Annotated in this window: 24 protein-coding genes; 2 read left to right on the top strand and 22 right to left on the bottom strand. The window is 35.5% G+C overall.

Annotation, left to right across the window (positions count from 1 at the left end; all coding sequences use genetic code 11):
• The first annotated feature begins 119 nt into the window (after positions 1-119).
• Positions 120-728 (top strand): hypothetical protein, encoded by a 609-nt coding sequence (locus tag ACUN26_RS07670; RefSeq protein WP_016513973.1) that lies wholly within the window; start codon positions 120-122, stop codon positions 726-728.
• A gap of 18 nt (positions 729-746) precedes the next feature.
• On the opposite strand, the gene ACUN26_RS07665 is transcribed toward ACUN26_RS07670, so the two are convergent.
• The 3 genes from ACUN26_RS07665 to ACUN26_RS07655 all read right to left on the bottom strand — a co-directional run bounded on the left by ACUN26_RS07665 (position 747) and on the right by ACUN26_RS07655 (position 1,568).
• Positions 747-941 carry a hypothetical protein gene (locus ACUN26_RS07665; protein ID WP_016513972.1) on the bottom strand — a complete coding sequence of 65 codons (195 nt, stop codon included), beginning with the start codon at positions 939-941 and terminating at the stop codon, positions 747-749.
• A gap of 215 nt (positions 942-1,156) precedes the next feature.
• A complete protein-coding gene (locus ACUN26_RS07660; RefSeq protein ID WP_000276343.1) occupies positions 1,157-1,369 on the bottom strand; it encodes a hypothetical protein in 213 nt (70 codons plus the stop codon).
• Positions 1,362-1,568: a hypothetical protein gene (locus ACUN26_RS07655; protein ID WP_033660269.1), complete on the bottom strand. Its 207-nt coding sequence runs from the start codon at positions 1,566-1,568 to the stop codon at positions 1,362-1,364. The genes ACUN26_RS07660 and ACUN26_RS07655 overlap by 8 nt, the downstream gene beginning before the upstream one ends.
• Positions 1,569-2,170: 602 nt before the next feature.
• Here ACUN26_RS07655 and ACUN26_RS07650 point away from each other — a divergent pair.
• Positions 2,171-2,617, top strand: coding sequence for an NUDIX domain-containing protein (locus tag ACUN26_RS07650; protein ID WP_016513971.1), 447 nt, complete (start codon positions 2,171-2,173; stop codon positions 2,615-2,617).
• 431 nt (positions 2,618-3,048) lie between these two features.
• On the opposite strand, the gene ACUN26_RS07645 is transcribed toward ACUN26_RS07650, so the two are convergent.
• From ACUN26_RS07645 to ACUN26_RS07555, 19 genes are all read right to left on the bottom strand, one after another.
• Entirely contained in the window at positions 3,049-3,249 is a 201-nt protein-coding gene (locus ACUN26_RS07645) for a cold-shock protein (protein ID WP_000434820.1), read from the bottom strand.
• 419 nt (positions 3,250-3,668) lie between these two features.
• A complete protein-coding gene (locus tag ACUN26_RS07640; protein WP_016513970.1) occupies positions 3,669-4,727 on the bottom strand; it encodes an N-acetylmuramoyl-L-alanine amidase in 1,059 nt (352 codons plus the stop codon).
• A gap of 77 nt (positions 4,728-4,804) precedes the next feature.
• Positions 4,805-5,302, bottom strand: coding sequence for a phage holin family protein (locus ACUN26_RS07635; protein ID WP_016513969.1), 498 nt, complete (start codon positions 5,300-5,302; stop codon positions 4,805-4,807).
• Between the two features lie 70 nt (positions 5,303-5,372).
• Entirely contained in the window at positions 5,373-5,621 is a 249-nt protein-coding gene (locus tag ACUN26_RS07630; protein ID WP_000152792.1) for a hypothetical protein, read from the bottom strand.
• 13 nt (positions 5,622-5,634) lie between these two features.
• On the bottom strand, positions 5,635-6,582 hold the full coding sequence (locus ACUN26_RS07625; protein ID WP_016513968.1) for a hypothetical protein: 948 nt from the start codon (positions 6,580-6,582) through the stop codon (positions 5,635-5,637).
• 15 nt (positions 6,583-6,597) lie between these two features.
• On the bottom strand, positions 6,598-6,978 hold the full coding sequence (locus tag ACUN26_RS07620) for a DUF1998 domain-containing protein (protein ID WP_016513967.1): 381 nt from the start codon (positions 6,976-6,978) through the stop codon (positions 6,598-6,600).
• Positions 6,979-6,990: 12 nt separating this feature from the next.
• Positions 6,991-8,952 (bottom strand): hypothetical protein, encoded by a 1,962-nt coding sequence (locus ACUN26_RS07615; protein ID WP_016513966.1) that lies wholly within the window; start codon positions 8,950-8,952, stop codon positions 6,991-6,993.
• A gap of 15 nt (positions 8,953-8,967) precedes the next feature.
• Positions 8,968-11,481 carry a hypothetical protein gene (locus ACUN26_RS07610; protein ID WP_016513965.1) on the bottom strand — a complete coding sequence of 838 codons (2,514 nt, stop codon included), beginning with the start codon at positions 11,479-11,481 and terminating at the stop codon, positions 8,968-8,970.
• A gap of 21 nt (positions 11,482-11,502) precedes the next feature.
• The gene (locus tag ACUN26_RS07605; RefSeq protein ID WP_016513964.1) at positions 11,503-13,239 is read right to left on the bottom strand and encodes a hypothetical protein; all 1,737 of its coding nucleotides are present in this window, start codon (positions 13,237-13,239) and stop codon (positions 11,503-11,505) included.
• A gap of 14 nt (positions 13,240-13,253) precedes the next feature.
• Positions 13,254-14,606, bottom strand: coding sequence for a hypothetical protein (locus ACUN26_RS07600; protein WP_016513963.1), 1,353 nt, complete (start codon positions 14,604-14,606; stop codon positions 13,254-13,256).
• Between the two features lie 13 nt (positions 14,607-14,619).
• Positions 14,620-14,997, bottom strand: a complete 378-nt coding sequence (locus tag ACUN26_RS07595) for a hypothetical protein (protein WP_016513962.1) — start codon at positions 14,995-14,997, stop codon at positions 14,620-14,622.
• Positions 14,998-15,009: 12 nt separating this feature from the next.
• Complete coding sequence (locus ACUN26_RS07590; RefSeq protein ID WP_016513961.1) at positions 15,010-15,384, bottom strand: hypothetical protein; 375 nt, start codon at positions 15,382-15,384, stop codon at positions 15,010-15,012.
• A 43-nt stretch (positions 15,385-15,427) separates the two neighbouring features.
• The gene (locus ACUN26_RS07585; RefSeq protein ID WP_000605848.1) at positions 15,428-15,811 is read right to left on the bottom strand and encodes a hypothetical protein; all 384 of its coding nucleotides are present in this window, start codon (positions 15,809-15,811) and stop codon (positions 15,428-15,430) included.
• 10 nt (positions 15,812-15,821) lie between these two features.
• Positions 15,822-17,366 carry a hypothetical protein gene (locus tag ACUN26_RS07580; protein ID WP_016513959.1) on the bottom strand — a complete coding sequence of 515 codons (1,545 nt, stop codon included), beginning with the start codon at positions 17,364-17,366 and terminating at the stop codon, positions 15,822-15,824.
• The gene (locus ACUN26_RS07575; protein WP_000025592.1) at positions 17,363-18,046 is read right to left on the bottom strand and encodes a hypothetical protein; all 684 of its coding nucleotides are present in this window, start codon (positions 18,044-18,046) and stop codon (positions 17,363-17,365) included. The genes ACUN26_RS07580 and ACUN26_RS07575 overlap by 4 nt, the downstream gene beginning before the upstream one ends.
• On the bottom strand, positions 18,043-20,979 hold the full coding sequence (locus ACUN26_RS07570) for a phage tail tape measure protein (protein ID WP_445540875.1): 2,937 nt from the start codon (positions 20,977-20,979) through the stop codon (positions 18,043-18,045). The genes ACUN26_RS07575 and ACUN26_RS07570 overlap by 4 nt, the downstream gene beginning before the upstream one ends.
• Positions 20,980-21,013: 34 nt before the next feature.
• A complete protein-coding gene (locus ACUN26_RS07565; RefSeq protein WP_016513957.1) occupies positions 21,014-21,433 on the bottom strand; it encodes a hypothetical protein in 420 nt (139 codons plus the stop codon).
• On the bottom strand, positions 21,397-21,915 hold the full coding sequence (locus ACUN26_RS07560) for a hypothetical protein (protein WP_016513956.1): 519 nt from the start codon (positions 21,913-21,915) through the stop codon (positions 21,397-21,399). Before ACUN26_RS07560 ends, ACUN26_RS07565 begins: the two co-directional genes overlap by 37 nt.
• 59 nt (positions 21,916-21,974) lie before the next feature.
• A complete protein-coding gene (locus tag ACUN26_RS07555) occupies positions 21,975-22,577 on the bottom strand; it encodes a hypothetical protein (RefSeq protein ID WP_000118571.1) in 603 nt (200 codons plus the stop codon).
• Between the last annotated feature and the right edge of the window lie 2 nt (positions 22,578-22,579).

Raw genomic sequence — 22,579 nt, 5'->3', positions numbered from 1 at the left:
TTGTAAGTATTTTTATCTGAAAATTGTTTATTTTAAGATTTCTGTAAGTTAGTATCGGAAGTGTGCTAGAAAATACCGGTAAAATAGCATAATTTTTTCAAATGAATGGAGATGTTATTATGGGTTATAAAAACTTATTAAAGAAAAAGGCAATCCCAATGTTACTAGTTGGTGGTATGTTAGCTGGTACTGGTTGGGGCGCAGGTAATGTGTATGCAGATTCACCTAAAGCACCTGAATCTACTAATTCACCAGCAAAATTTGCAGGTGTGACATCCCCTTTGGATACTTCAAATTCAGAATTTGAAGTGTTATACAGTGAAACAGTAAAATTTGATGAAAACGAAAACGTTATTAATAGGGAGGTTTCAGGGACTGAGACCCGTACAAGTAATGTACAAGGAGTAATTATTAATGATGGTAGCTTCAACTGGAAACACGCTAGTAGCAAAGATTCAAGCAATAGGATTAATAAAGACAGTTATAATGTAGGACTTATTTTAGTAAATGGATTATCTTCTTATATTCCTTGGAAACCAGTACAGGTTACTGCACAAGTAGTTGCAAGTGGATTAATGTATTTTAATCAACCTTCTATTACGTATTACCATACTGAGGCGTATAGAGATCTTGATGCAGTTAACCATTATGTAAAAACAGTAACGGATACAATTAAAAACGGTAAGAAAGTATATACAGATACAAAGGTTATGAAATATACAAAATAAAAAGAAAGCCGAACTAGACTATTTATCTAGTTCGGCTTTCTTTTTATATAGACGATTTATTAAATCAATAATCCATGAATTAATAATAACTACTGTAAAAATGACAAATAAAGCTACAATATTTTCATTAGAAGCTATATAGGGTATAAACGTACTTCGTACAATAAAAAATATAATTAGAGCGAATGCAATTGCCCAAATAAATTTAAACACTAATTCACCCCCTCTTTAATAAATACAAAAGTAATTTCAAAATATAACTATTCTGTTTTAAAAATAAGATTCCTTTTAGTAAGTATCAAAGAAATATAAAAAGGGGTTCTACCGAATTGATAAAGTTTTTTATTTCACATATTCATGTTTTAGTTATCCGTAACTTATTTTTTATGTTAGAACGGCATAAAAAAAGTAACCCGTCGATTTATGGGTTACTTTCTCATTTGCTCTTTGCTTTTTATAATATCTTCTTTAAAATACAATCGATCTCGTGACATTTCTTTAATTGGTTTCACTTTTTCTTTCTGCACCATTACATTTAAATTTTGGCGTGAACAACCCAAAATTTCTAATGCTTCCGAAGTATTCACGATTTCATTTTGAATAAAACGAATTAAATCGTCTTTGGTTTCAAATTTATACATTCTTTTTCTCCTGCTTTCCCTTGATATAGGTAGTTACTAAATTAAACACCATCATTACAAATGCAAGTATACACAGTACGATGAAGATGTAATCTAATGTTTGTAAATTGTTATAATCAATTTGATACAAGATGTATCCTAAAATCACAACAATTGGTATGTTACTAAAAATGACTTTTTTCATAAAATATAGTGTCATGTGATATAATCTTAGGTACGAGAGAGGTTTCCCTCTCTTGCGGTGTCTTACTCAGAGTCGTTTTCTTGGCGGGAGCGACTCTTTTCTTTTTCTTCCTTGATTTTGTAGTAAATATCAATTGTGTCTTTAACACCAGAAGAAAGTTGAGAGTAAATTGTTATGAACGCTGTTATCGTTCATAAGATTATCATCCAATCCACTTTGTTCACCTCCTTTTCTTTATACTCTTATTATAGCATTTTATTTGACGTGAGTCAAATTAAAATAGGGTAAATATAGAAAAATCCCATTTTTTAACGTTAAAAAATGAAAAAGGGTGCCCTCAGCATTTCGGAAAAAAACACGCTAAGAGTATGCAAGATTTTATACAGTTCCAGTAACAAACAAGAACCCTAAAATCGCACCAGGATAGGAATGTATAAAAAGATGAATAGGGTTATAGAAAAAGAAAAAGGCGAATCCCTACTTTCAAGAGGAATTCGCCTTTTTCTTGCTACCAATAATGAGACGTTATGTTAACCAATCATGTATACGCTATACAAAGGGATTTCACTACTTCTAAAAGAATTTAATATCTGATAAGCAATTTAAGGAGGAAAAACATGAAGGTTCAATTTCACCATGTTGCAAGAGGCGTACTTATAAAAGATGGAAAATTGTTAGTAGCACACTATAAAGGGCATCATTGTTTTTTACCAGGAGGACATATTGAATTAGGAGAATCAGTACAACATGCACTTATACGAGAATGGGAGGAAGAGATAGGAACTCCTTGTTCTATTGAAAAGTTCCTTGGTGTAATTGAAAATCAATGGAAAGATGAGAATACACAACATTACGAAATTAATCATGTCTTTAAAGTTAATAGTGATACATTAGAAGTTGAAACAAATCCTACATCAAAAGAATCTCACCTAGAATTCTACTGGATTGTACCTGACAAAGAAAATTTAAGAAAACATAAAGTCATGCCAGATACTGCCGTACAAACACTAATGCAAAAAGTACAAGAACAAAATATAGAATCATACTGGGTTAGTACACTTTAATCTCTTATTTCGAATACTGTGTTATCTAGATCATCCTTTGGATGATCTTTTTTTATATTAGAGGACTACTGATATAAAATGCTAAGTAACTTCCAATAACGGTAGTTATGTAAATAAGCTGTCCATCTGGACAGCTTATTTTTTGCTTAGCGTGGTTTTTTTCCGGAATGCTGGTGATACCCCATGCCCATCAACTTAAGAATACAAATCAGCCCCAAAACAAAAAAATGAGCTTTTTTATTACAAATTAGCATAAAATCTTGTTCTGGAGGTAGTTATATTTTCTTAGCTTGATAGCGATGTGGTGATACACCTAACATCTTCTTTTTTATTAAAAGTTAAGCACTCCAAATCCCCTTAAAAAGTTGTATTCGGAATATTATAACAAAATCAAAAAAAGACCCTACAAGAGGGTCTTTCATGAACTAATATTAAGCTTTTTGAACATTAGTAGCTTGTAGGCCACGTTGTCCTTGTTCTACTTCAAACGTTACACTTTGTCCTTCGTCTAAAGATTTGTAACCGTCGATTTGGATAGCTGAGAAATGTACGAATACGTCTTCTCCACCTTGACGCTCGATGAATCCAAAACCTTTGTCTGCATTAAACCATTTTACTTTACCTTGTTCCATAATTGTTGCCTCCTAGTGTGGATACCCACACATATGTTACTACCCTTGCTCAAATACCTTAGACGAAAAACAAAATTTATTTTTAATCTCAAACCGAACAAAAATAGGTCTTTCTTAAATTAACATACTTTCTAAAAAATAGCAAATTTCAAAAATAAGTCCCTATGGTAATTAACCACTAATAATGGTTGCTGGAGAAAAAGTCACTATGATAGTCATCACAGCAAGAAGTTACCAAAGGATCTCGACAATATCATTAGTTTGATTTTTTTCAGACATTCAACAACTAATAAAATTAGCTATTTTTGAGTTAAATTTTACTACTGATAACAATAATTATGTAAATAAGCTGTCCATATGGGCAGCTTATTGTATTTTTTTGCTTAGCATGATTTTATTCCAAGATGCTGGCGGTTCCCCTACTTTACATACACATAGGCTTCATTTGCAGTTACATAGTATGTTGTGCCTTTACTGTTGTGTACTTTGTATTGTGGTGAACCATTCACTGATACTTTAGCGTCAATAGTAAATCTAAGCCCTTCATCTACCGTTCCTGCTACATCTTTATCAGACCAAGAAGCAGAGTCATAGAAACGAAGGTCGTCCACTTTAGAAACAACACGTTTTCCTACTACAGAACTTGAAGTATTAGTTTGTTCCCCTTCATATCGAATGTAAGAAGGGTTGTTATAAATCCATTGGTTACCGCCAAGATTTAACCAATCACCTTGTTTTCCCCATACTTGATATGATTCCCCTTTATTTAATTGACGGATAGTACCATGATTTGTTGATGGTCCACTTCTTAGGTTTACGTTAAACCCATCAATGTAAGCTACTCCTGTTGCGCCTACAACTTTTTGAGATGGTTCTTGTGGTTTTGGTTTAACTGTAACTGTTGCGCCTTCATACGCCTTTTGTACGTTCGCTCTGAATTGTGATTCTGATACACCATGACTGCGAAGATAATTAATCGGATCTTCATGGTCAGTTCCACCTAATTTGTAAGTAATATCTTTATGTGTCCATAAACCTTTGCTTGGATGAATCCCTCTATCTTTTAAAATCTTAGCTAATAGTTTTACATAACGTTCGTAAGAAGATTTAAATTTATCTGGGTTGCTAGTTTCAGAAAGTTCTACGTGAACAAATCTTTTGTTTGCAGCTGGTCCAGCACCATAAGCAACATATTTAGTATCAGCAATTTGGACTGTTTCGTTCCAATCTACAGCATAATGTACAAATGCATTTCTCCATGTTCTAGCTTCATAATTTCGAATGTTAATTGCTGGTGCTTCTGGTGTTGCAGTACTATGTGCAACAACGCCCTCATAAGCGCCCACACCGTAGCGATATGCTTGTTTCGGTAAGTCTTGGATAATTAGTACTCTATCGGCAAATGAAGCCGTAGCAAACGAAAATAAGAGTAATAGAGTCATAAATAAAGAACTAAATAGTTTAATTGGTTTTTTCATTGTGTATTTTCCCCTTTTGCCAAACAAAAAGAGCACCGTCTTTTGACAATGCTCTCCTTATGTAAGGCGTGTATTTTTTATTTGGTGTTATGTTTTTCTTTTCGTGCATCACTTCTTTGGATTTTTGCTTGAATTTCGGATGCTACACTTTCTAATAACCATGCAGGAATCCATTTTTCCCAGCCAATTCGTGCACAGTTTGCTGCAAAACTATTAAAAATGTGATAACTCAATCCACCGACTACCATGAAGAAAAAGAAATCAGGTAGTTTAAGAGCAATATCAAATAAATGTGCAAGAGCTGGTAATGATAAAAGCACCACGGTTCTCGTGATGCCCTCAATTCCATATTGTGATGAGTATGTTCCGTCTACCTTTGAAGCTTTACTACCCGTAATCCAGTCGAGCATGATAATCCAGCAATAAATTGATATCCAAATTAAATTAGCTTTGCCGTAGAGTAAATTAATTATTGTTCCTAATCCACCACCGATAGCACCACCTACTTTAAATTGAGTACTTGTAATAACATCGCTTATATTCAATGCCTTGATGAGTTCGTGAATTCTTTCCAAGTTCTCACCTCCTTTCAAATTTTGACCAAAATAAAAAAGCCTGCTGCTGCACGCTTGAGTTTTGATCCAGTTATATGTTCATTTTCTTCCACGCGTATTCTAGTGGTTCAGTACGTGGTGGTTTCATTACTGCTTTTTCAGTAGTTTTGCTTTCGTTTCGGGAGAAATTAAACATAACCCCTTTTCGTGTGGCGGTTTGTCTCACCCCTGTAATATACATGTCACTGATTTCTAATTTTGAGCCTTTGCGTATTTGTGGTTTACGTTGTACGGTTTGATACATTGTTTTTGGTTGAATTATTATGCCTTTTATTGTCATAAAATCACCAGCCTTATTCTACCCTTAATGCAATGTTGAACTCCGGAAATGAACTCCATACACTTGAGTAGTAGGTGTTAAATAATTTATATTTCTGCACTTCTTCATCTTGAGAAATTTCAACGATATCACCAGTTACAAAATTTGAACCTCTATATGTGTAAAGGCCATCAAATTTTGCCCTTAATCCATCTACGTTATCTCCCATAAAAAATGATGTGAATATTATATTTCCTTCTAAAGAAGGTGCCTTTAAAAATACCTTATCCCAAATGAAAGTATTAACAGGAATACTATTTAATCCATCATATATAAGCTTACTTCTAGCAGCTACCATTGCTGCACCAGGGGACTTTGGACAAACACTCACCAAGACACTAAAAGGAGAAGATATAGGCTTGAATTGTTCTTGTTGATATAGTTCATCTGGAATTCCGAATAATCCCATTACAGTCTTCCCTTTTCGTTCTGGAAGATTATCATCGTTTTCATAAACACAATAGATAACAATGTCTTTATCAACGTATAAATATAGGTCCACCATAGCAATTGGTTTACTAATAGTAGTAACACTAGTGCTGTTAGTTACTTTCCCTTGATGAAAACACAAAGGGTAGAAAGGACCAGGTCCTCCGAAAGTAACATCCTGCTCTTTATCATATCGTTCAATTAATCTAAAGGTTGCATCAGTAGCATACTTATCAGGGTCTCTTATATCATAGTCTCTATATATCCCTGCTATAATATCTTTGCTAGTTGCAGTGACGTAATCGAATGGGCGCAATTCTAAAGAATGGTTCTTCATACCGTCGTTACCGCTTGAGTACATGACGTAAATTTTATCTTTTGATGGCGCATCAGCATTTAATTGCTGCCATCCAGCCTTTTTCATTTCATCGATAATCTTCATAAAGACTTCTCTTCGCTCTAGTCTGTGTAACTTACAAATTTTATTTGTCATTTTATATGTTCCTCCTTAACTTAAACGTATGGCTTTCATAGAAACATTAAAAGTAGAGTTTGCTACGCCCCTATTTTCTATATAAAGATGGACCTTGTTTGTATGATCTTTATCCTCGCAAGGAATGGCTAAAATATCATATGTTCTTTTTTCTGATAAACTTTTATAAATTTGATTCCCATTCTCTTTTTGATCGTACATAAATAACATTGCTTCAACATTTGAATCATTTGTAACTTGAATCGTGCGAATATCGTATTTGTTACAACCTACATCTAGTGGAGCATATAGAGTTTTTCCTGGTTCAATTGTAATTTTTATATTCCTCTCAATAAGGATTGATGGTGTAATCTCACTTTCCGATGTATATTTATATAATTTCATTACAGTTCCCATATTGTATTCACCTCAATTATGTTTTAGATGAATATTAAAATAAATTGGTTCGAATGCTAGGAAATTTGTATCCTTCACAACCTTTACCCAAAAATCACGCGTACTTTGTGCGGCTACTGAATCAATCTGTATTTCATTTAAATAGCTTGTCCCATCTAACGAAATAAGCGCCCAGGTGTAACCAACTTTCTCCATGTACTGTTGAATGGATAGTTTTATATTTGTAGCAGTACCGATGTTGTCATTTACGATTGTCATTTTTACAATACGCTCATTATTCACCATGTAACCTAAGTTCGTTGGATCCGTTGTATTTAATTCTTCGCTATTCATTTTGATTTGCAGGGATGAACCCATGCAATACATATCCCCACCGTAAAAGGTAGCTTGTTTCTTTGCTATTAGTTCGTTTTCCTCGTCATATATTTCTATGATTCCTTCAAACTCTAAAGAAGGAAGTAGAATATCAATGCCTGTATGAGCTGCAGCTACAATGTTAGTAGACAGTATATTATCTGCAGTATCTTTTAATACAACCTTATAATTTTCATATAGTTGGCGCAGACGTAACATGTTGCTTGTTGTCATAATAATTTTATTGATGTCTAGCGGTACAAATCCCTCTGCAGTTCCTCTTTTTAAAACAACACCAATTCTTTTTGCTGCTAATGAGTCGTTATCCGCATAATCAAAAAATGTATCTGTCTTTGTGTAAAAGTCCCATTGATCTTCCTTACAAATTGCCATCCACTCTTTATTGATTTGTGAACCATTAGCAGCATAAGATTCAAGGAATTCAACCTTATTCTTTTCGTTTTGATAGAGCAGTAAGCCACCCTCATCTCCTTCTTTTGTAGGAGCATAATCCGCAATAACCTGGATTGCAAAGTTACCTTGCGGTTTATCGATTAACAGCATAACGTCTTTATCTGCAGAATGATTCATACGTAAGAAACCTTTTTTGATAGCATTGTTAAATGCACTTGATAGTGACATAAGCCATTTGGGATTTACGTAATCAAAATCGTCTACAAATATTTTTCCACTTTCTTTTTCGTATAGCGATACTTGTTTTTTTCGAGAATTAAAGGGAATTAACTCTCCGGCCAAAATATCGATTGCATCAAAATTTATATTAAGGCCGGATAAACTCACTGTATGAACACCCTCAGTTAAATCGAATTTCTCATAAACTAGTGCCTGATACCTTGTGGAACCATTTTTATAAGAGATGTTTTCGGGTGGCATGTTATCAATTGAAATTTGACCTACATCATACGCAGAAAATAATAAGCCTATAATTCGTAAAGCTGTCCCGAAAAAATTGAATTGTACAGTTACTATTTTGTTGTTTTCTCGACAAAAGTGTAAAGAACCTCCATAGGGTCCAATTGATTTAGATATGTCCCATGCTCCAGAATATTGAAAATTGCTATCCGTATCATCAAACCGTTTCCAACCTGGTTCCGGTTCTTTTAATACATCACCAACTTTAGCACCTAAATCTGCGTAATCAATAGCAGTTAAAAACGTATAAGCAGATCCAGGTGCACCAGAAGCCCTTCCTTCTGTAGTTACTTTAACGTTATGTTCACCCTTAATTAGATTAAGTTGCTCAAATACGACAAGAGAGTATTCAGCAGAATAAGCTGGTACCCAACCAACATATCTTATATTATCTATAGTGACAGTAATGTTAAATGCATGAGTTGTAAAATTTTTCAATAATATACGCAATGCGGTCCCTGTAAATTTAAAATAAAATGAACGACCTAAAGAGTCACCGACATACCAGGAACTATTCCGCTCTAAACTGCTAGAATCCCCAACTACACGCCATTTATCTCCTGTAATATTGCCGGTTAAGTCTACATTTGAAAAAAACTTACCTGGTTTTGCATTCTCTAAAGTGCAATGTTCACGAGTCCACCCTGGTTCTGGTTGCAATAAGTTTTTTCCTAATTGGATTGCCATTTTATCACCTTCTCTTTATCTTGTTTTCTTCCAGTTTGAATTTGTCCACCAAGATTGGCGGCTATGTCGCAGCCATAACTTAGGATCATCATTTTCTTTTTCAATAACTATTAATTCATCTGGTTTTTCTGTATCTAGTACTCTCTCCATTTTGAATAGTTCATTATCCTCTAGAACTGATTCTCGTTCTGGTGTACGTTCAAATCGTTCATATTCCTCTGTAACGATTTCTAATTCACGTTTCCTATCAAGTGTATCTACTTCATTAGTCGCAGCGTCTACAATAGCCTGTCGCTCTAATAATTCTTGTTTACTAACGATTGCATATCGTTCAGATTCCCTTGCTGCATCTACAGTTTCAATTACATTTGTATCTCTCGTTATAACTTCTTTATCGGCTGGTGTTATATCAGAGATAATTCCGCTTTCAAATTCACGTATACCGGTAAAGGCTTCTTGCTCTGTAATAAGAGCTTGTTGTGTATCCTGTTTATAAGAAATATCTAATGATATATGTTCAGTATCTAAGATAACTGGAACGATGTCAGAAGCCACTTCTTCAATTACTGCAGTTGTATGTTCTTTTATTGCTTTTTCAGATTCAATTGTTTGATCTAGTTTCATCTGCATCACATTTAATGATTTAGATGAATTATTAAATAAGGTAATACGTGTTTCTAGTTCTTTTTGAACACGGCCGAACAAATCGAATTCTGGAAGATATACAGGAATACCAAGGCCCTCAAATAAATCAAACTCTTCTATGTTAGCTTGAAATTCTTTTTCTGTTTTATTGGCAACTTCATCAGTATTTACATCGGTAATAAGCACGCGTTCTTTTAATCCGAATGAAGAAGTTGCATCTACATGTGTAAGTACTGCAGTATCTTCTTTATCTGCTTGATCCAGTTCAACTACAGTTGCTTGCAACTCATTTTTCATTTCTGCAAAAGTAACGTCTGGCGATACGCTTTGTAATTCTTTTAAGATACGATGAGAATAATCTGCAGTAGTAATACCGGCATTTATTTCATGTAATCTCTCTGCTTCTTCTGCGACAATTGTCTGTATCTCGAATATGTTTTGCGATTTATTCGCATCGTCAGTTTCGGAAACATCTTTAACAGATAATACCCGTGAAGTATTTTCAACTTCTTGTCCTACCTCTACATCTGCAGTAAATACATTTTCTTTATTTGCGAATTCTTGTTGATCGGCATAAACAGAATTAAGTGTTTCTGCGATACGTTCAAATTCGTGTGTTGTATCTACATTCGCATACTGTTCTTTTGTTCTTGTAAATGATGTAGATTCATTTCTTTCAGAATCAAATACATTTATTTTCTTGCTTACTTCATTACTTGCAATAACATCTGCAGCAAGTTCCTTTGCTCGAATAGTTTGATCCAGTTTAATTTGCTCTACATCTATTTCACGAATTAAATACGCGCTTTCAATATCTTCATAAGGAAGCAGGTCCACATTTTCAATTTCTTCTACACGATTCAACTCATATTGTTTAGCGATAGACGTTTCAATGTCTCTTTGCATACGAGCAAATAAATCATAATCCGGAAGATAAACCGGTATACCCATACCATTGAACAAATCAAATTCTTCTATGATTCCTTTGACTTCTCGCTCTTTTGTACCAAATTCGAATTGTGCCGGAGCATGAAGAAGCATTTCTTTTTGCTGTATATCACCAGTTTCATTTTCGGCAATGGATACAGGTAATATATTTGGCACTGCAGTAGATAAAGTAACCTCTGCATGTGTAGCTTTTAGCTCCCTGGTAACAATCTCGCTCGTTTCATTATGTATTGATACAGCTTCATAATCCGTTGTAACTCTATCAGCCATAAGATCATTATAGAAACCTTCACCATATACAATACGTGCAACATTTACCCATTCCGGTAATACTTCTACACCTGCAGCGAATTCACGTAACTTACCTTGTAGTAAATCCTGCTGTATGATCGGTGCAGCTTCATATTTATTCGTTATAAGATCTGTTTCATCAGAAGCGTGTACCATTGCCTCTATCTCGTTTGGTTTTTCGCTCTCTACCCCTTCGATATGGTTTATATCGAAAATTCGTCTATGTTGTTGCGATGCTTCTGCAGAAATTAGTTGAACAGAAATACTGTCCATTCGTTGCGAATGCTGCATTTCAATGTTGGCCACATTTATATTTCGATTTAAATCAATATCAGTTGTATTTGAAATGTAGGCTTCTACCTCTATTTGTCGCAATGCATTCTCTACAACATCTGTTAAAATCCCTTTTGCTCTTACTTTAGTGGCAGTTACTCCTGCGTTATCTTCTTTAACAGCCTTATATCTCGCATAAGGAGCAATGCAAACTGGATAATCAACATCATTTTTGTTTTCTGTATTCGCTGGTGTAATAGAGAAAGAATAAACTTTTTCATTCTGATTAGGTCCAGAATCAACTACAACAACATGACTTTTTTCTTTGGTACATATAGAAGGGGAAGCAATAGAATAAACTTTTTCACTCATTCTTCTGCTACCCCCTTATGCTTAAATATCTTCTTTGTAGATTGCTAAACCAATTGGATTAAATGGTGTTGCTTTCGCTTGTGTCATAGGACAAACGGGCGTTGTCGGTAATGTGTAACGATATAATTGAGCCATTTCATAAGCGCCTGTGATTTCAGAACCTATAACCGGTGCTTCGTTAAATGTAACGGTCTTATCTTCTGCATTGTATACATAATCTGTTTTTTCTACTTCTTTACATGAAATGAATAATCTTAACGTTTCGCCCTTTGGCTTATGTTCTAAATGAAATACTTTACGGTGTCCGTCACCTTGTCCAAGCACTTCATCTACAACTGTTTTTTCAATTTCTAGCTCATCGGCTTGTTGGATGTTCTTCGGATGTACTGCATATACATCATCCAGCTTTCCAACATAGCCATCATTTGGATGCACAATATAAATTTGAGATAAATGATATTTACCACTATAAACCGATGGATTAAAGCGTCCTTGTCCACTATCTACTGACATATCATGAGTAATGAAAGCTAAATAATGATGCTGGTACATGGCTCCTGTACTTGATTGTGATAATTGAACCGTTTCGTTTCCGTTTGATGTATCAGAACCGTAATCAAGTGGCGCATTACCAATTTTCTTATTTGGTGAATATACAAATTGGTCGCCTGGTCTGCAGCCGCTTAAAATAATCATGTTTTTTCTTGGTGCAACATCGAATGTATATAATTTTCCGATATACAACGGAACAAATAATGCACGAACTGGATTTGGTGTTGGATCTACACGCATAAACATAATTAAGCGGTCCTTGTTTGCGTTCCCATACAGATAAACAACAGAGTCGCGATTTAATTCTTTACAGAAACGCTGCTCCGGTGTAAAACTAATTGATGTATAAGGGGATGGGTTCACAAAATTAATCGTAGAATATACTTCGCCCATAATACTTTCCATCTTTTGTACATCGAAACTTGTTTTTGCCGTTAATGTATCCAGTGTTCCGTCTTCTTTTGGTAATAAGAAATAAATACCGCTAATCTTAATTGTTGTATCTGCTGCAGGTGCGGTTTTAAATACAATTTCCGTTTCAGTGAACGAATACTCGCTAGGATCAACAATAGTATTATCCTTGTAAACTACGGTCCTACTTTCGTCAAAGTTAGGGAATAGCAATGCGAAGTTCTTTTTCGTTCCATTTCCTTTTCCTAATTCACCTAATTTATCACCGGAAAGGATCTCTTTTTCAATAAAGTATCGATTGAAAGTAAATAGCAGCATGTCATTATTCGGTTCATATGTGTTGGTAGCTAATCTATATTCGCATGTTACTTTATCGCCTTTTGCAATAGCGGTAGTAAATGTTACTTTTCCTGTAGTTGCATCCACCTTATATTTACTCTTTTCTTGCTCAAACCCATTTACATATACAATGACAGAAGGGCCAAGAACAGGAGAAACAGGGATAGAGAAGTCTTTCTTAACTCCATCCCCCATCCCTAATTTACCTAGTGGAGAATCTGCAGAAATAAACCGGCTATCAGTGAAATCAGAATCCGCAGTATCATACGCATTTGCTATGCCGAATCTTCTGCGTTCTCCATCACTTCCTAATGATTCAAACAACCTTACATCAATAAATTTTGAAATGCCGCTCTTAATTTGGAAAAATAGCGTTCGTTTCCAACCGTTATCTGCAAATAGTTTTTCTAATTCTTGCGGTAATGTTTGTAAATATACGACTTTATCAAACCACATATATGTACACTCCTTTATACTGTTTTCTCAAAAATACCTAATCCAGCAGGACGGTAGGCCGTAGCAGGTCTTTTTGTAATTGGTGAAATAGCATCTACATTAAAGAATTTGTAAATGTCGTGTGAATCCGGACAAGTATTCTTTCTAACTTTTAATCTATCGCCATTTAATAGACCTAGTGGAGACAATAGGATCATATAAGGTAAATATCCACGTACACCTTCATCTGGATGAACAATATAAGCGCGTGAAGTATGTACTTTATTACTGTAAACAGACGGGTTAAATTGATATTTGTATTCGTCATTATCTTGTGATTGCCATGCTAGTGAATATTGACCGCCATCTTTACCAACGCGATCTGGTGGCATTGCATTAGGTGCTACATTCCAAGCAATAAAATGAGCCTGGTACCTTGCTCCTAATCTTGAACGTTTAATAATCACGTTATCAATACCATTACCAGGGGAACGTGGATAAGACTTCATGACAGGCATGTAGTTTTCTACATTTCTATATGGTTTCGTATCGTTAAAATCAAATTTATGTGATGCTTCTTCATTACCTGTATCAAAAGCTGTTCCTGCCCATAATGCATCACCTAATGTATCATCATTAGCGTAACTTTCTAATTGGCCCATATAAAGCGGTGTAACTGGAACTACGTTGTTTTCAAAGGCTGGTGTATTATCAGCTTGTATTAATAAAACAACACGGCTTTCATCAACTTGGCCATTAATCCGGACCAATGAATCCGGCCACCAATTTGTTTGAGCGTTGATACCTTGTAAATTCGTATTTCGTAATGTTACCTTTACCCAAGGGGACATCATGACTTGTGTCTCCGCTTCATCGTAAGAGTAAATTTTGTAAGTACTACCGCCACCACCTGGACTTGCTTTTGTAGTAACTGTTATCTTAGTTAATTCCACATCTAATAATATTTTTTCAAATTTATTAGATTCATAAGGAAGAACAAGTATACCTTCATCAGCAACGCTTGGTTCTTTTTCAATCATATAAACGTAAAAACAAGAACGATCCCTGCCACTTTCTAGACGTTTTTTACCGTCTTCAGCAAAAGCTTTCTTTCCTTCTTCATTTGTGAAGTTGTATTTAATCTCTGACTTTTTAAGTGACCATTTTGAAATTTGAGCAATCCCATAAATAGAACCGCTATTGTTCTTCACTAACATGTGTTTACTCATGCCAAATTCAAATTTTGTATCATCGTCAGATTTCTGTTCCATATCTGGATAAACAGCTCTGAAAAATGATTTTACTTTCTTCCATCCGTTAGCGATTACCAATTTAACAATTTCGTCTTGGAATTCGCCTTCTGTATACATTTTTTCAACGTATGCCATCTATTACACGCTCCTAATCTCTTAATAGTTGGTAATTAAGCCATATAGCCTTTTTCTCTGCGGATACATTGTGGTATTCGAACTTTAGCTCTGCATTAGCAGGTATAGGTTTTACAATGGAGAAATTAAATCCCTCCGGCACATCTTTTACATAAACCTCTTTAAATACTTGTTGACCATTTATAAATAAATTCCAATAGTCCGAATCACTGTAATGTGAAGCAGCAACAGAAAAAGCAATCATTTCTGTTTCGAATGGTAATGAAAACTTATCTAAATGAATTTCATCATGTATACCAACTCTTCGCCCTTGTATGAATGGCTCTGTTTTTGTTGGGAAGTAAGGTGCGTCGAATCTTCCACCAGCCATATAGGTAACAGCAAAACTCATCAATACGCCCCCTTATCTTAAAAAGTGCAATTCAAACCAAATTGTTTTATCAAGAATCCCTTGATTATGAAATCGAAATACAATTGTGTCTCCTGCTTTTACTGCTTTATAAACCATAAAATGCATACCTTCCGGGATCCGCTTTGTATAAATATCTTGGCAAACGGTTTGCCCGTTCACGATTAAATCCCATTTATCATCTAATTCGTAAATAGAAGAACTAACACTAACTGCATAAATCTCCATATCTGCAGGTAATGTATATTTCTTTTCATCGGTTTTAAATGATGTAGAATCCATAATGAAACCAGGTATGAATGGTTCTGTTTTAGTTGGATGAAAAGGTGGATCTAATCGGCCACCGGCTAAATAAGTTGTTTCAAACAAGAGCAATCACCCTTTTCTTGTATTAAAAAATTCCCGTGTATCATTACGACACATCGGGAATTGGTAAATCAGATAGTATACCGTTACCTTTATTAAGAAGTCGCGGCTGCACACGTTCCAATTGTTTTTGCGCATTATATATTAATTGTATCTCCATCTCTTTTCCGGTTACTTTATGAGAGATAAGAACCTTTTCTAGCATACCTTGTGAATTAAAGGCTAAATCATAGTGTAAGTATTTATCTCCATCGACTGCAGATAAACGAGCACCATCACGAATGAGGGTGTAACCTTCTGTCATACCTTCTTTAAATACATCGTTTGGGTCATTACCAGGCATTGGTTTACCACCGGTATATATTTGCCTGTCAATTAATCCTTTCATCAAATACATGATTGGATCATATAAGTTTTTTTGCATTATCATAGAATCACCCCTAGTTCACGCGCGTCACAGACCATGTTTTGGCTGGACGCTGGATATAATAGTGATTTGCATCTTGATTTACCCGAGGAAATGATAAATCTGGTAAAGAACCATAATCAAATAAGATATTATTTTGCGTATCCAGTACTTGCAAACGTCCTGTAAGAATCCCTTTTGGGTTTCGTACTGCTTCAAATACGATAATATTCACGCCATATTCAAGTGGAATATCTACATATGTCGGATTGTTCCGGATGAAATAATTCTCTTCGATTAATTTATCATTACAGTAAATATTTAATAAATCGCCATCCTCTAAATCCCAATCCCAAAGTTTTAAACGTAATGTATCTACATTTACTGTAATACCGGTTATATCTGTATAGGGAGCAGGTTCATACCCATAGTTAACAGTTAAATCTAAAGTTTGATAGAATCCATCATCTGCAGAGATCATTGTATTAATCCCTTTAACAAAGTAATTCCACTGTTGACCAGAATCTCTATTGTAAACAGAAATAACATCAAATAATTGAATCCTTGGATCACCAACTACTGCTACTGTTAATGTTCTGAACTTCTGAATTGCTTTTAAATGATAAGCTGCAGCAACCGCTCTTCTTGCAAAGAAAGTAGTTGCCCAGGGAACTTCTATCATTTCCTCTCGTAAATCACCCTGCGATACATTTTTTAATAAAAACGAATTAAGAAATCCGTTTGCGTAATCTCCACATTTAACAACAATACTATTACTGATATCCTGATCAGTTAGCTGCATATCTAAAGAGATAAGGTTTTCCCCTTCTCTAAAACTAAACTTTGCAGGTTCATTAATTGCATAGTCTGGCATTTTCATAAATGTACAACTTCCGTCTGGTTCGTGTTTAATATAATGGAATGTTGTATCTATAATATCGCGAACAATTTCATCCCATTTTTGAAATCTCTTACCGGTTGCTCCTTCCACAATCCAGCTTTGATTGGTTCCAGGAATATTTACTCTGTTACCGTGTAGGACAACTCCGGCTTTTTGGAAGAAGAACTTCACAACATCATAAACATTACCGGTAGGTGCAACAATTTCATCTGAACCAGGTGTTGGGATTACTGATTTATGTAAAACCTTCTTATAGGATGTAGTGCAGGTAACTGAAATCGTGCCGCTTTCGGCATTTACCTTCACATCAGATACAAAACCATGTATATAAGGTAATGATTCCTCACCGTAGCCAATAGACACTTTAAATTCAGTCTGCGGATATAGCTGGTTTGTATTTGTTACCTCACTGTTATAAAACCATTCTGAAATAGAAGAGAACTTACCATACCAGTTATCAGGAGCCATTTGGCCGTATTCATTCGCAAAGGTAATAGTAAATGTACTAGCAAACTGATCTGCGTTCTCCTGCACTTCTAAGCCTATTACACGGTGTTGTATTTGTACGTAAGAAGAAGAGTCTCTTCTTTTCATATAAACAATTAAATTAGGGGAGTTATTCCCAACCTGGAAATAGCTCCCCAACATTCTAATTAAAGAAATAGATCCTTCTCTCACATTCCATCAACTCCTACTCCTGCTTGTGACATAGATATTAATTTGCATTTTGCTATGACTAGCGTTCCTTTTCGTATTGCATCTACTTCATTCGGTGGAATAATACCCCCGTAGGTACCGTAATCACCTGTAATAATATGAGGGCGATATATTTCCCTCATGAACTCACGCCAATGACTGATATCGTTGAATAGAGCCGTAAATTCTACTTCACAACCTTTATTCCCTGCACTTTGGTAACGAGGATATCCGTGCATGACATTATAAGTTTTTAAGCCATCTAGTGATTTCGGTAATTTTGTTTGTTCAATCTTTTCGATATTAGGTACATGTCCAAAAGCATAATAATGTACGTCGCGTATATATGCTACGTCAGAAGAACCATAACCGATTGTTGTAAATTCAATCGTTTGTGGACCTGCACCAACAAAGATTTCTCTCGCTTCCCAATCATAAGGACCTCGTGCTCTGAATCTTTCAATCCCATTAACCCGAACAACAAAGTATTTATTCGGTAGCATTCCATCAGAACCAATAGGAACCTGGGACAAAAACGAAAAGTTATATGTCCCAGGCCATGAGAAATTAATGGTATATCGTATTGTGTCTTTTAGCTCTGCAGCCTTTCCTAAGAGATGGTATGAACCAGCTCTTCTATGCAATGTTTTTAATATACTCATACATTTCGCACCGCCATTCCCATTAGATCATCAGCAACTACGTTTTGTAGCAGCTTTCTCATTTTTACAAAGTCGTCTGCAGATTGTAGTTTTTCAACAGAGATTTTAAATGTAGCATTTTGAATTGTTACGCCATTATCCGTTTTCTTCTCAACGTGGGTTTGTCCCGCAAATGGATGTGCAGTTTTACCAATTAAATCAGCAGAACGTGCGCCCATTTGTCCAATTTGATTAGATACATCGGTTACTAGTTTCATTGGTTTAGGTGGAACGACAGCTTTATTTAATAGTTCAGAAGCTTTGTCTACTGCAGGAATCATTTTTTCCATCCCTACACCAAGACCTTCTGTAATATAGCCCCCGTATTCCATCATTAACCGGGATGGGCTTCGGATACCAAAGAACTTTAATACGGCTTTAGGTATTCCCGAAACAACTCCTTTAGCTTTTTTTATAAGCCAATCTGCCATGCCGGACATACCTTCACCAATACCTGCGATAATATCTTTTCCCCAGCTAACTGCATCTTTTGCTACGTTTTTTACTATAGAACCAACCTTACTAAATACATCTTTTACAGTATCTACAACCCCTGTAAATGCACCAGTGATTGCTTTCTTTATAGTTTTAAAGCTACTAACAATAAATTCTTTTATACCGCCAACAACATCGGTTATTGTGTTATATAATTTGTTGAAATTAGTAATTACAAACCCAACAAATTCACGTACTGCACTTATGATTATGAACTTTATAAAATTCCAAGCTGACTGAATCACATTTTTAATTGTGTTCATAACGCTAGAAATTGAATCTTTAATAGATTCCCAAGAAGATTTCACAAAATCTTTTAAGAATTTTAATACTGTAGTAAAGGTTGATTTAATTGCGTCCCAGGCTTTTTTTACAATATCCTTAATCGTATTAAAAACACTGGAAATTGTATTTTTCATTTTTTCAAATTCGGTTTTTACGTACTGCTTTATTAAAGCTAAAGCTATAGAGAAAATTCTTTTAATAATATTCCATCCAGTGTTAAATATATTTTCCCAAGTGTTAACAGCTTTTTGGACACTATTCTTAATGAACTTCCATGTACCATCTACAATTTTTTTTAATCCATCTAAGGCAAATTTGAAAATGAATTTTATAGCATTCCAACCGAATTCAATTATATTTTTCATTAAGCTAAAATAAAATTTAACTACTTTTACATAACCATCCCAAGCTTTAGAAAATATTTTACCTATGAATGACATTGCAGAACTGAATAATTTTTTCGTACCTTCCCAGAATCCAGAGAAGAACTTACCTAAACCATTCCAAGCGGATTTCGCACCTTTTACGGTTGCGTCCCAAGCCTTAGAACAGGCATCACCAACCCATTTAACTGCTTGTTTGGTATATTTAACGATGTCATCCCAGTTTTTATAAATCAGATATACTAATCCTACAATTGCTAGTATGGCAATCGTCCAAGGATTCATCAGTAAAGTCATCATGGATCTGCCCAACAGTGCTAGGGCCTTTCCTATTCCACCAAACATACCAATAAGTTTAGGGCCAACCTTTAGTATCCCTGTAAATAGCATTGGTACTTTTGTTAATACTGGTACAAGGAATCTAAACGAGCCAACAAATGCACCTACTCCACTTCTCATAAAGCCCATCATGGCAATTAATGGCCCTAATACAGCAACCATACCTAAAATTGCTACAATACCAATTTGAATTGGCTTAGGAATTGAACTAAATGCCTTTGCAGCAACTTCTACTGCTTTAATGATTGGAGGAAGAGCAACTTCTGCAATGTCTAAAATAGCTTGTCCTAACGGTTCTAATGATGCCATTGTAGTACGAGCAAGTTTCTGCCAACGAACACCAAAAGCTTCTTGCTGCGTTTTCTGCATTTTTTTCATGCTGCCATCAACGTTTTGTAATGCACCATCGGCGTTATTTAGACCTAATACAGCATCTGCACCCATGTCTTCCCATTTTGTACCGAATACAGCAACACCAAGTTGGTTTGCTTTTACTTTATCGTCCATCTTACCTAAATCACCTAAGACGGCATTAAATACATCTGCAGAAGTTCCTTTACCTTTATTGAAATTGTCCCAAACCTTTTGAGTTTCTGGGCTCATTTCTGCAAATGCTTCAGTTACACCTTTTGATCCATCTTGTACACGAATACCGAACTCTTTCACAAGGTCGTTTATGTAATCGAGATTGTATGAACCATCTTGCGTCCCATTTGCCATAATGGTAAACATCTCTTCTGCAGAAAATCCTGCTTGTTTAAATAAAGGCGCGTATTCGGAAATGTTATCAAACATTTCATTTGAGAAGTTTAAGCCTGCTTGTCCACCAGAAGCTAAAAGGTCAAATGTCTCTTTTGCATCTAAACCGAACTGATTCATAAGCTGTCCGGCCCCTCGTGTAACCTCATTAACATCCGTGTCAAAAGTTTTTGCAAGAGTCATAGCGTTCTGCGTAGCTCCCTGCATTTCATCGAAAGAAAGATTCTTCATGTTTTGACTTACTTGTATTACGGCTTCATCAACTTCTTGAATACTTTCTCCAAATCCATCTTTCCAGGTATCTTTTGCAACATTACCAAGCTCTTTTGTAGCTTCTTTTGATAAACCAAGTGTAGATTCTAGCTTTCTATTAGACGCATCAAAATCAGACGCTACTTTTACAGCAGCAGCACCAATACCAGCTAAAGGCAATGAAACACCTGCAGTCATATTTGCTCCTGTTTCTTGCATCTTGCTACCTACATGGCTAATTGATTCCCCTGCTTTTTGAAACTTATCATGCATTCCATTTGCAGTTTTTTGTACACGATCTTCGAATTGTTGTAAATCTTTATAAGCGCCTTCTGCTTTAATACCAATCGTTCCGAACAGTTGGAACATTTCAGCTAACATTTACGCACCCCCTTTCACGGGGCCGATACCCATTTTATTCTTCATCGTCTTCTTGGAAGTGAGCCATGATTTGAGCAGCATGCGCTTCACACTCTTCTTTCGTCCACACTTGACCCATTTCATAAGATGATTCTTTATCGTCCTGGGTGTCAGTTAGTCCAAAGGCTTGAAGATAATCATTAAAAGTAGTACCTTCTTCAAGTTGACGAGTTTGAAAGCCAATGAACGCCATCTTCTTCCACTCATTTAGTTCTTCTTGCTGCTCTTCTTGTGCAATTAAAGAAAACAGGTCCATTAAACGCGAATACGGTATTGATAAGACATAATCATCTGTCCATCCATACCGTTTTTGGATTTTATCGAAAGCACGTAACATATTTTGTTCGGCTTCCTCTAAATATTCATCTGAATTTTCATTTACGCTAGGTTCGGTACCGCTGCTGATTGGCTCCATTTCTCGCTCTGAACTTTCACGAGTCCCTTGACCTGGTTGAAAAAAGTCATTAAGTCTTCACTTTCTAATAGGCCCTGTATAACAGTAACCATTGCTTCCGGAGGGAACTGTCTAAATTCTTCTGCTTTCACTTTTAATAAACTAGCAAAGAACTCTGTAAAATCATCCTCGCAAGCAGGGATCATCGTTAGAACACGGAAAGCAAATTCTAATCCTTTTTGTTGTTGCTTCTCTTTAAGTGCAACTAATTGCGCTTGCTTTTCTTCTTCTGGAAGAGATTCTGCTGCTTTAGTTAGTTCATCCATTGTTTGCTTATCCTTACCGAAATCAGCAAAGTTAGCCATTGCGCTGCGTCCAACCTTCGAAATAATCTTAGCGAATCGCCAAACATCCGTTACATTTAATCGTCGCATTGTTACTTTTTCACCTAAGATTGTAATTTCTGTACCGGTATTCATCATTTTTTCTAATATAGAAGTCATTTTGTCCGCTCCTTTTTTTGTATTCCGTTCGTTTTATGCAATAGAAAACCGACTACCATTTATGCGGTAGCCGGTGCTTTTTGTACTGTTGCTTTCTTTTTCTTTGGTAAATAGATTTCGTATGGTGGTGTAGTTGGTGCAGATTCACTGTAATGACCGATAAACTTACATTTCAAACCAACCGTTCCTTTACCGTCTTTTAGATCCACTTCAATAGATGAAACTACCATTGCATTACGAATTACAAAAATTACTGGTAACTCACTACCCGAAATCATACCGATTAGTGCGATATCATGGTAATTCGAATCTGGAATATCATTTGAAGGTTTCATAATATCGTAATCAGTTTCAGTTGTACTATCTACCGTCATCCCTGGTAAAGCTAACTGCAGGTTTTCTTTTGTAAACTCTACTAATGTAAGTTCTACATGCGGCTCATCTTTTAATAACCACTTACCGCGAACCATTTTACCTAGTACACCATCAATATCTGCATCATAATACTCACGATCAAAACCCACTTTAGTTCCGCCTGTAGTCGCTCCTACAAGTTCACCTAATTCTTTTACACTTTTAAACCCTTTGTACATGACACCAGGACCGATAACAAAATTATCTGTAGTCCCTTCACGGACACCATTAATTAATTTCCAGCTCATTT

This window comes from Bacillus sp. WC2503, assembly GCF_052682895.1.
Note: the sequence above shows the minus strand (reverse complement) of the source record. Positions and strands in the feature narration are given on the sequence as shown.

Coding starts and splice junctions, on each gene's coding strand:
- ACUN26_RS07620 (WP_016513967.1), bottom strand. CDS start 6,978: ATGGGAACTGTAATGAAATTATATAAATATACATCGGAAAGTGAGATT.
- ACUN26_RS07555 (WP_000118571.1), bottom strand. CDS start 22,577: ATGAGCTGGAAATTAATTAATGGTGTCCGTGAAGGGACTACAGATAAT.
- ACUN26_RS07670 (WP_016513973.1), top strand. CDS start 120: ATGGGTTATAAAAACTTATTAAAGAAAAAGGCAATCCCAATGTTACTA.
- ACUN26_RS07655 (WP_033660269.1), bottom strand. CDS start 1,568: ATGACACTATATTTTATGAAAAAAGTCATTTTTAGTAACATACCAATT.
- ACUN26_RS07615 (WP_016513966.1), bottom strand. CDS start 8,952: ATGGCAATCCAATTAGGAAAAAACTTATTGCAACCAGAACCAGGGTGG.
- ACUN26_RS07605 (WP_016513964.1), bottom strand. CDS start 13,239: ATGTGGTTTGATAAAGTCGTATATTTACAAACATTACCGCAAGAATTA.
- ACUN26_RS07645 (WP_000434820.1), bottom strand. CDS start 3,249: ATGGAACAAGGTAAAGTAAAATGGTTTAATGCAGACAAAGGTTTTGGA.
- ACUN26_RS07630 (WP_000152792.1), bottom strand. CDS start 5,621: ATGACAATAAAAGGCATAATAATTCAACCAAAAACAATGTATCAAACC.
- ACUN26_RS07570 (WP_445540875.1), bottom strand. CDS start 20,979: ATGTTAGCTGAAATGTTCCAACTGTTCGGAACGATTGGTATTAAAGCA.
- ACUN26_RS07585 (WP_000605848.1), bottom strand. CDS start 15,811: ATGATAATGCAAAAAAACTTATATGATCCAATCATGTATTTGATGAAA.
- ACUN26_RS07650 (WP_016513971.1), top strand. CDS start 2,171: ATGAAGGTTCAATTTCACCATGTTGCAAGAGGCGTACTTATAAAAGAT.
- ACUN26_RS07565 (WP_016513957.1), bottom strand. CDS start 21,433: ATGGAGCCAATCAGCAGCGGTACCGAACCTAGCGTAAATGAAAATTCA.
- ACUN26_RS07595 (WP_016513962.1), bottom strand. CDS start 14,997: ATGAGTTTTGCTGTTACCTATATGGCTGGTGGAAGATTCGACGCACCT.
- ACUN26_RS07610 (WP_016513965.1), bottom strand. CDS start 11,481: ATGAGTGAAAAAGTTTATTCTATTGCTTCCCCTTCTATATGTACCAAA.
- ACUN26_RS07560 (WP_016513956.1), bottom strand. CDS start 21,915: ATGACTTCTATATTAGAAAAAATGATGAATACCGGTACAGAAATTACA.
- ACUN26_RS07625 (WP_016513968.1), bottom strand. CDS start 6,582: ATGACAAATAAAATTTGTAAGTTACACAGACTAGAGCGAAGAGAAGTC.
- ACUN26_RS07640 (WP_016513970.1), bottom strand. CDS start 4,727: ATGAAAAAACCAATTAAACTATTTAGTTCTTTATTTATGACTCTATTA.
- ACUN26_RS07575 (WP_000025592.1), bottom strand. CDS start 18,046: ATGAGTATATTAAAAACATTGCATAGAAGAGCTGGTTCATACCATCTC.
- ACUN26_RS07660 (WP_000276343.1), bottom strand. CDS start 1,369: ATGTATAAATTTGAAACCAAAGACGATTTAATTCGTTTTATTCAAAAT.
- ACUN26_RS07600 (WP_016513963.1), bottom strand. CDS start 14,606: ATGGCATACGTTGAAAAAATGTATACAGAAGGCGAATTCCAAGACGAA.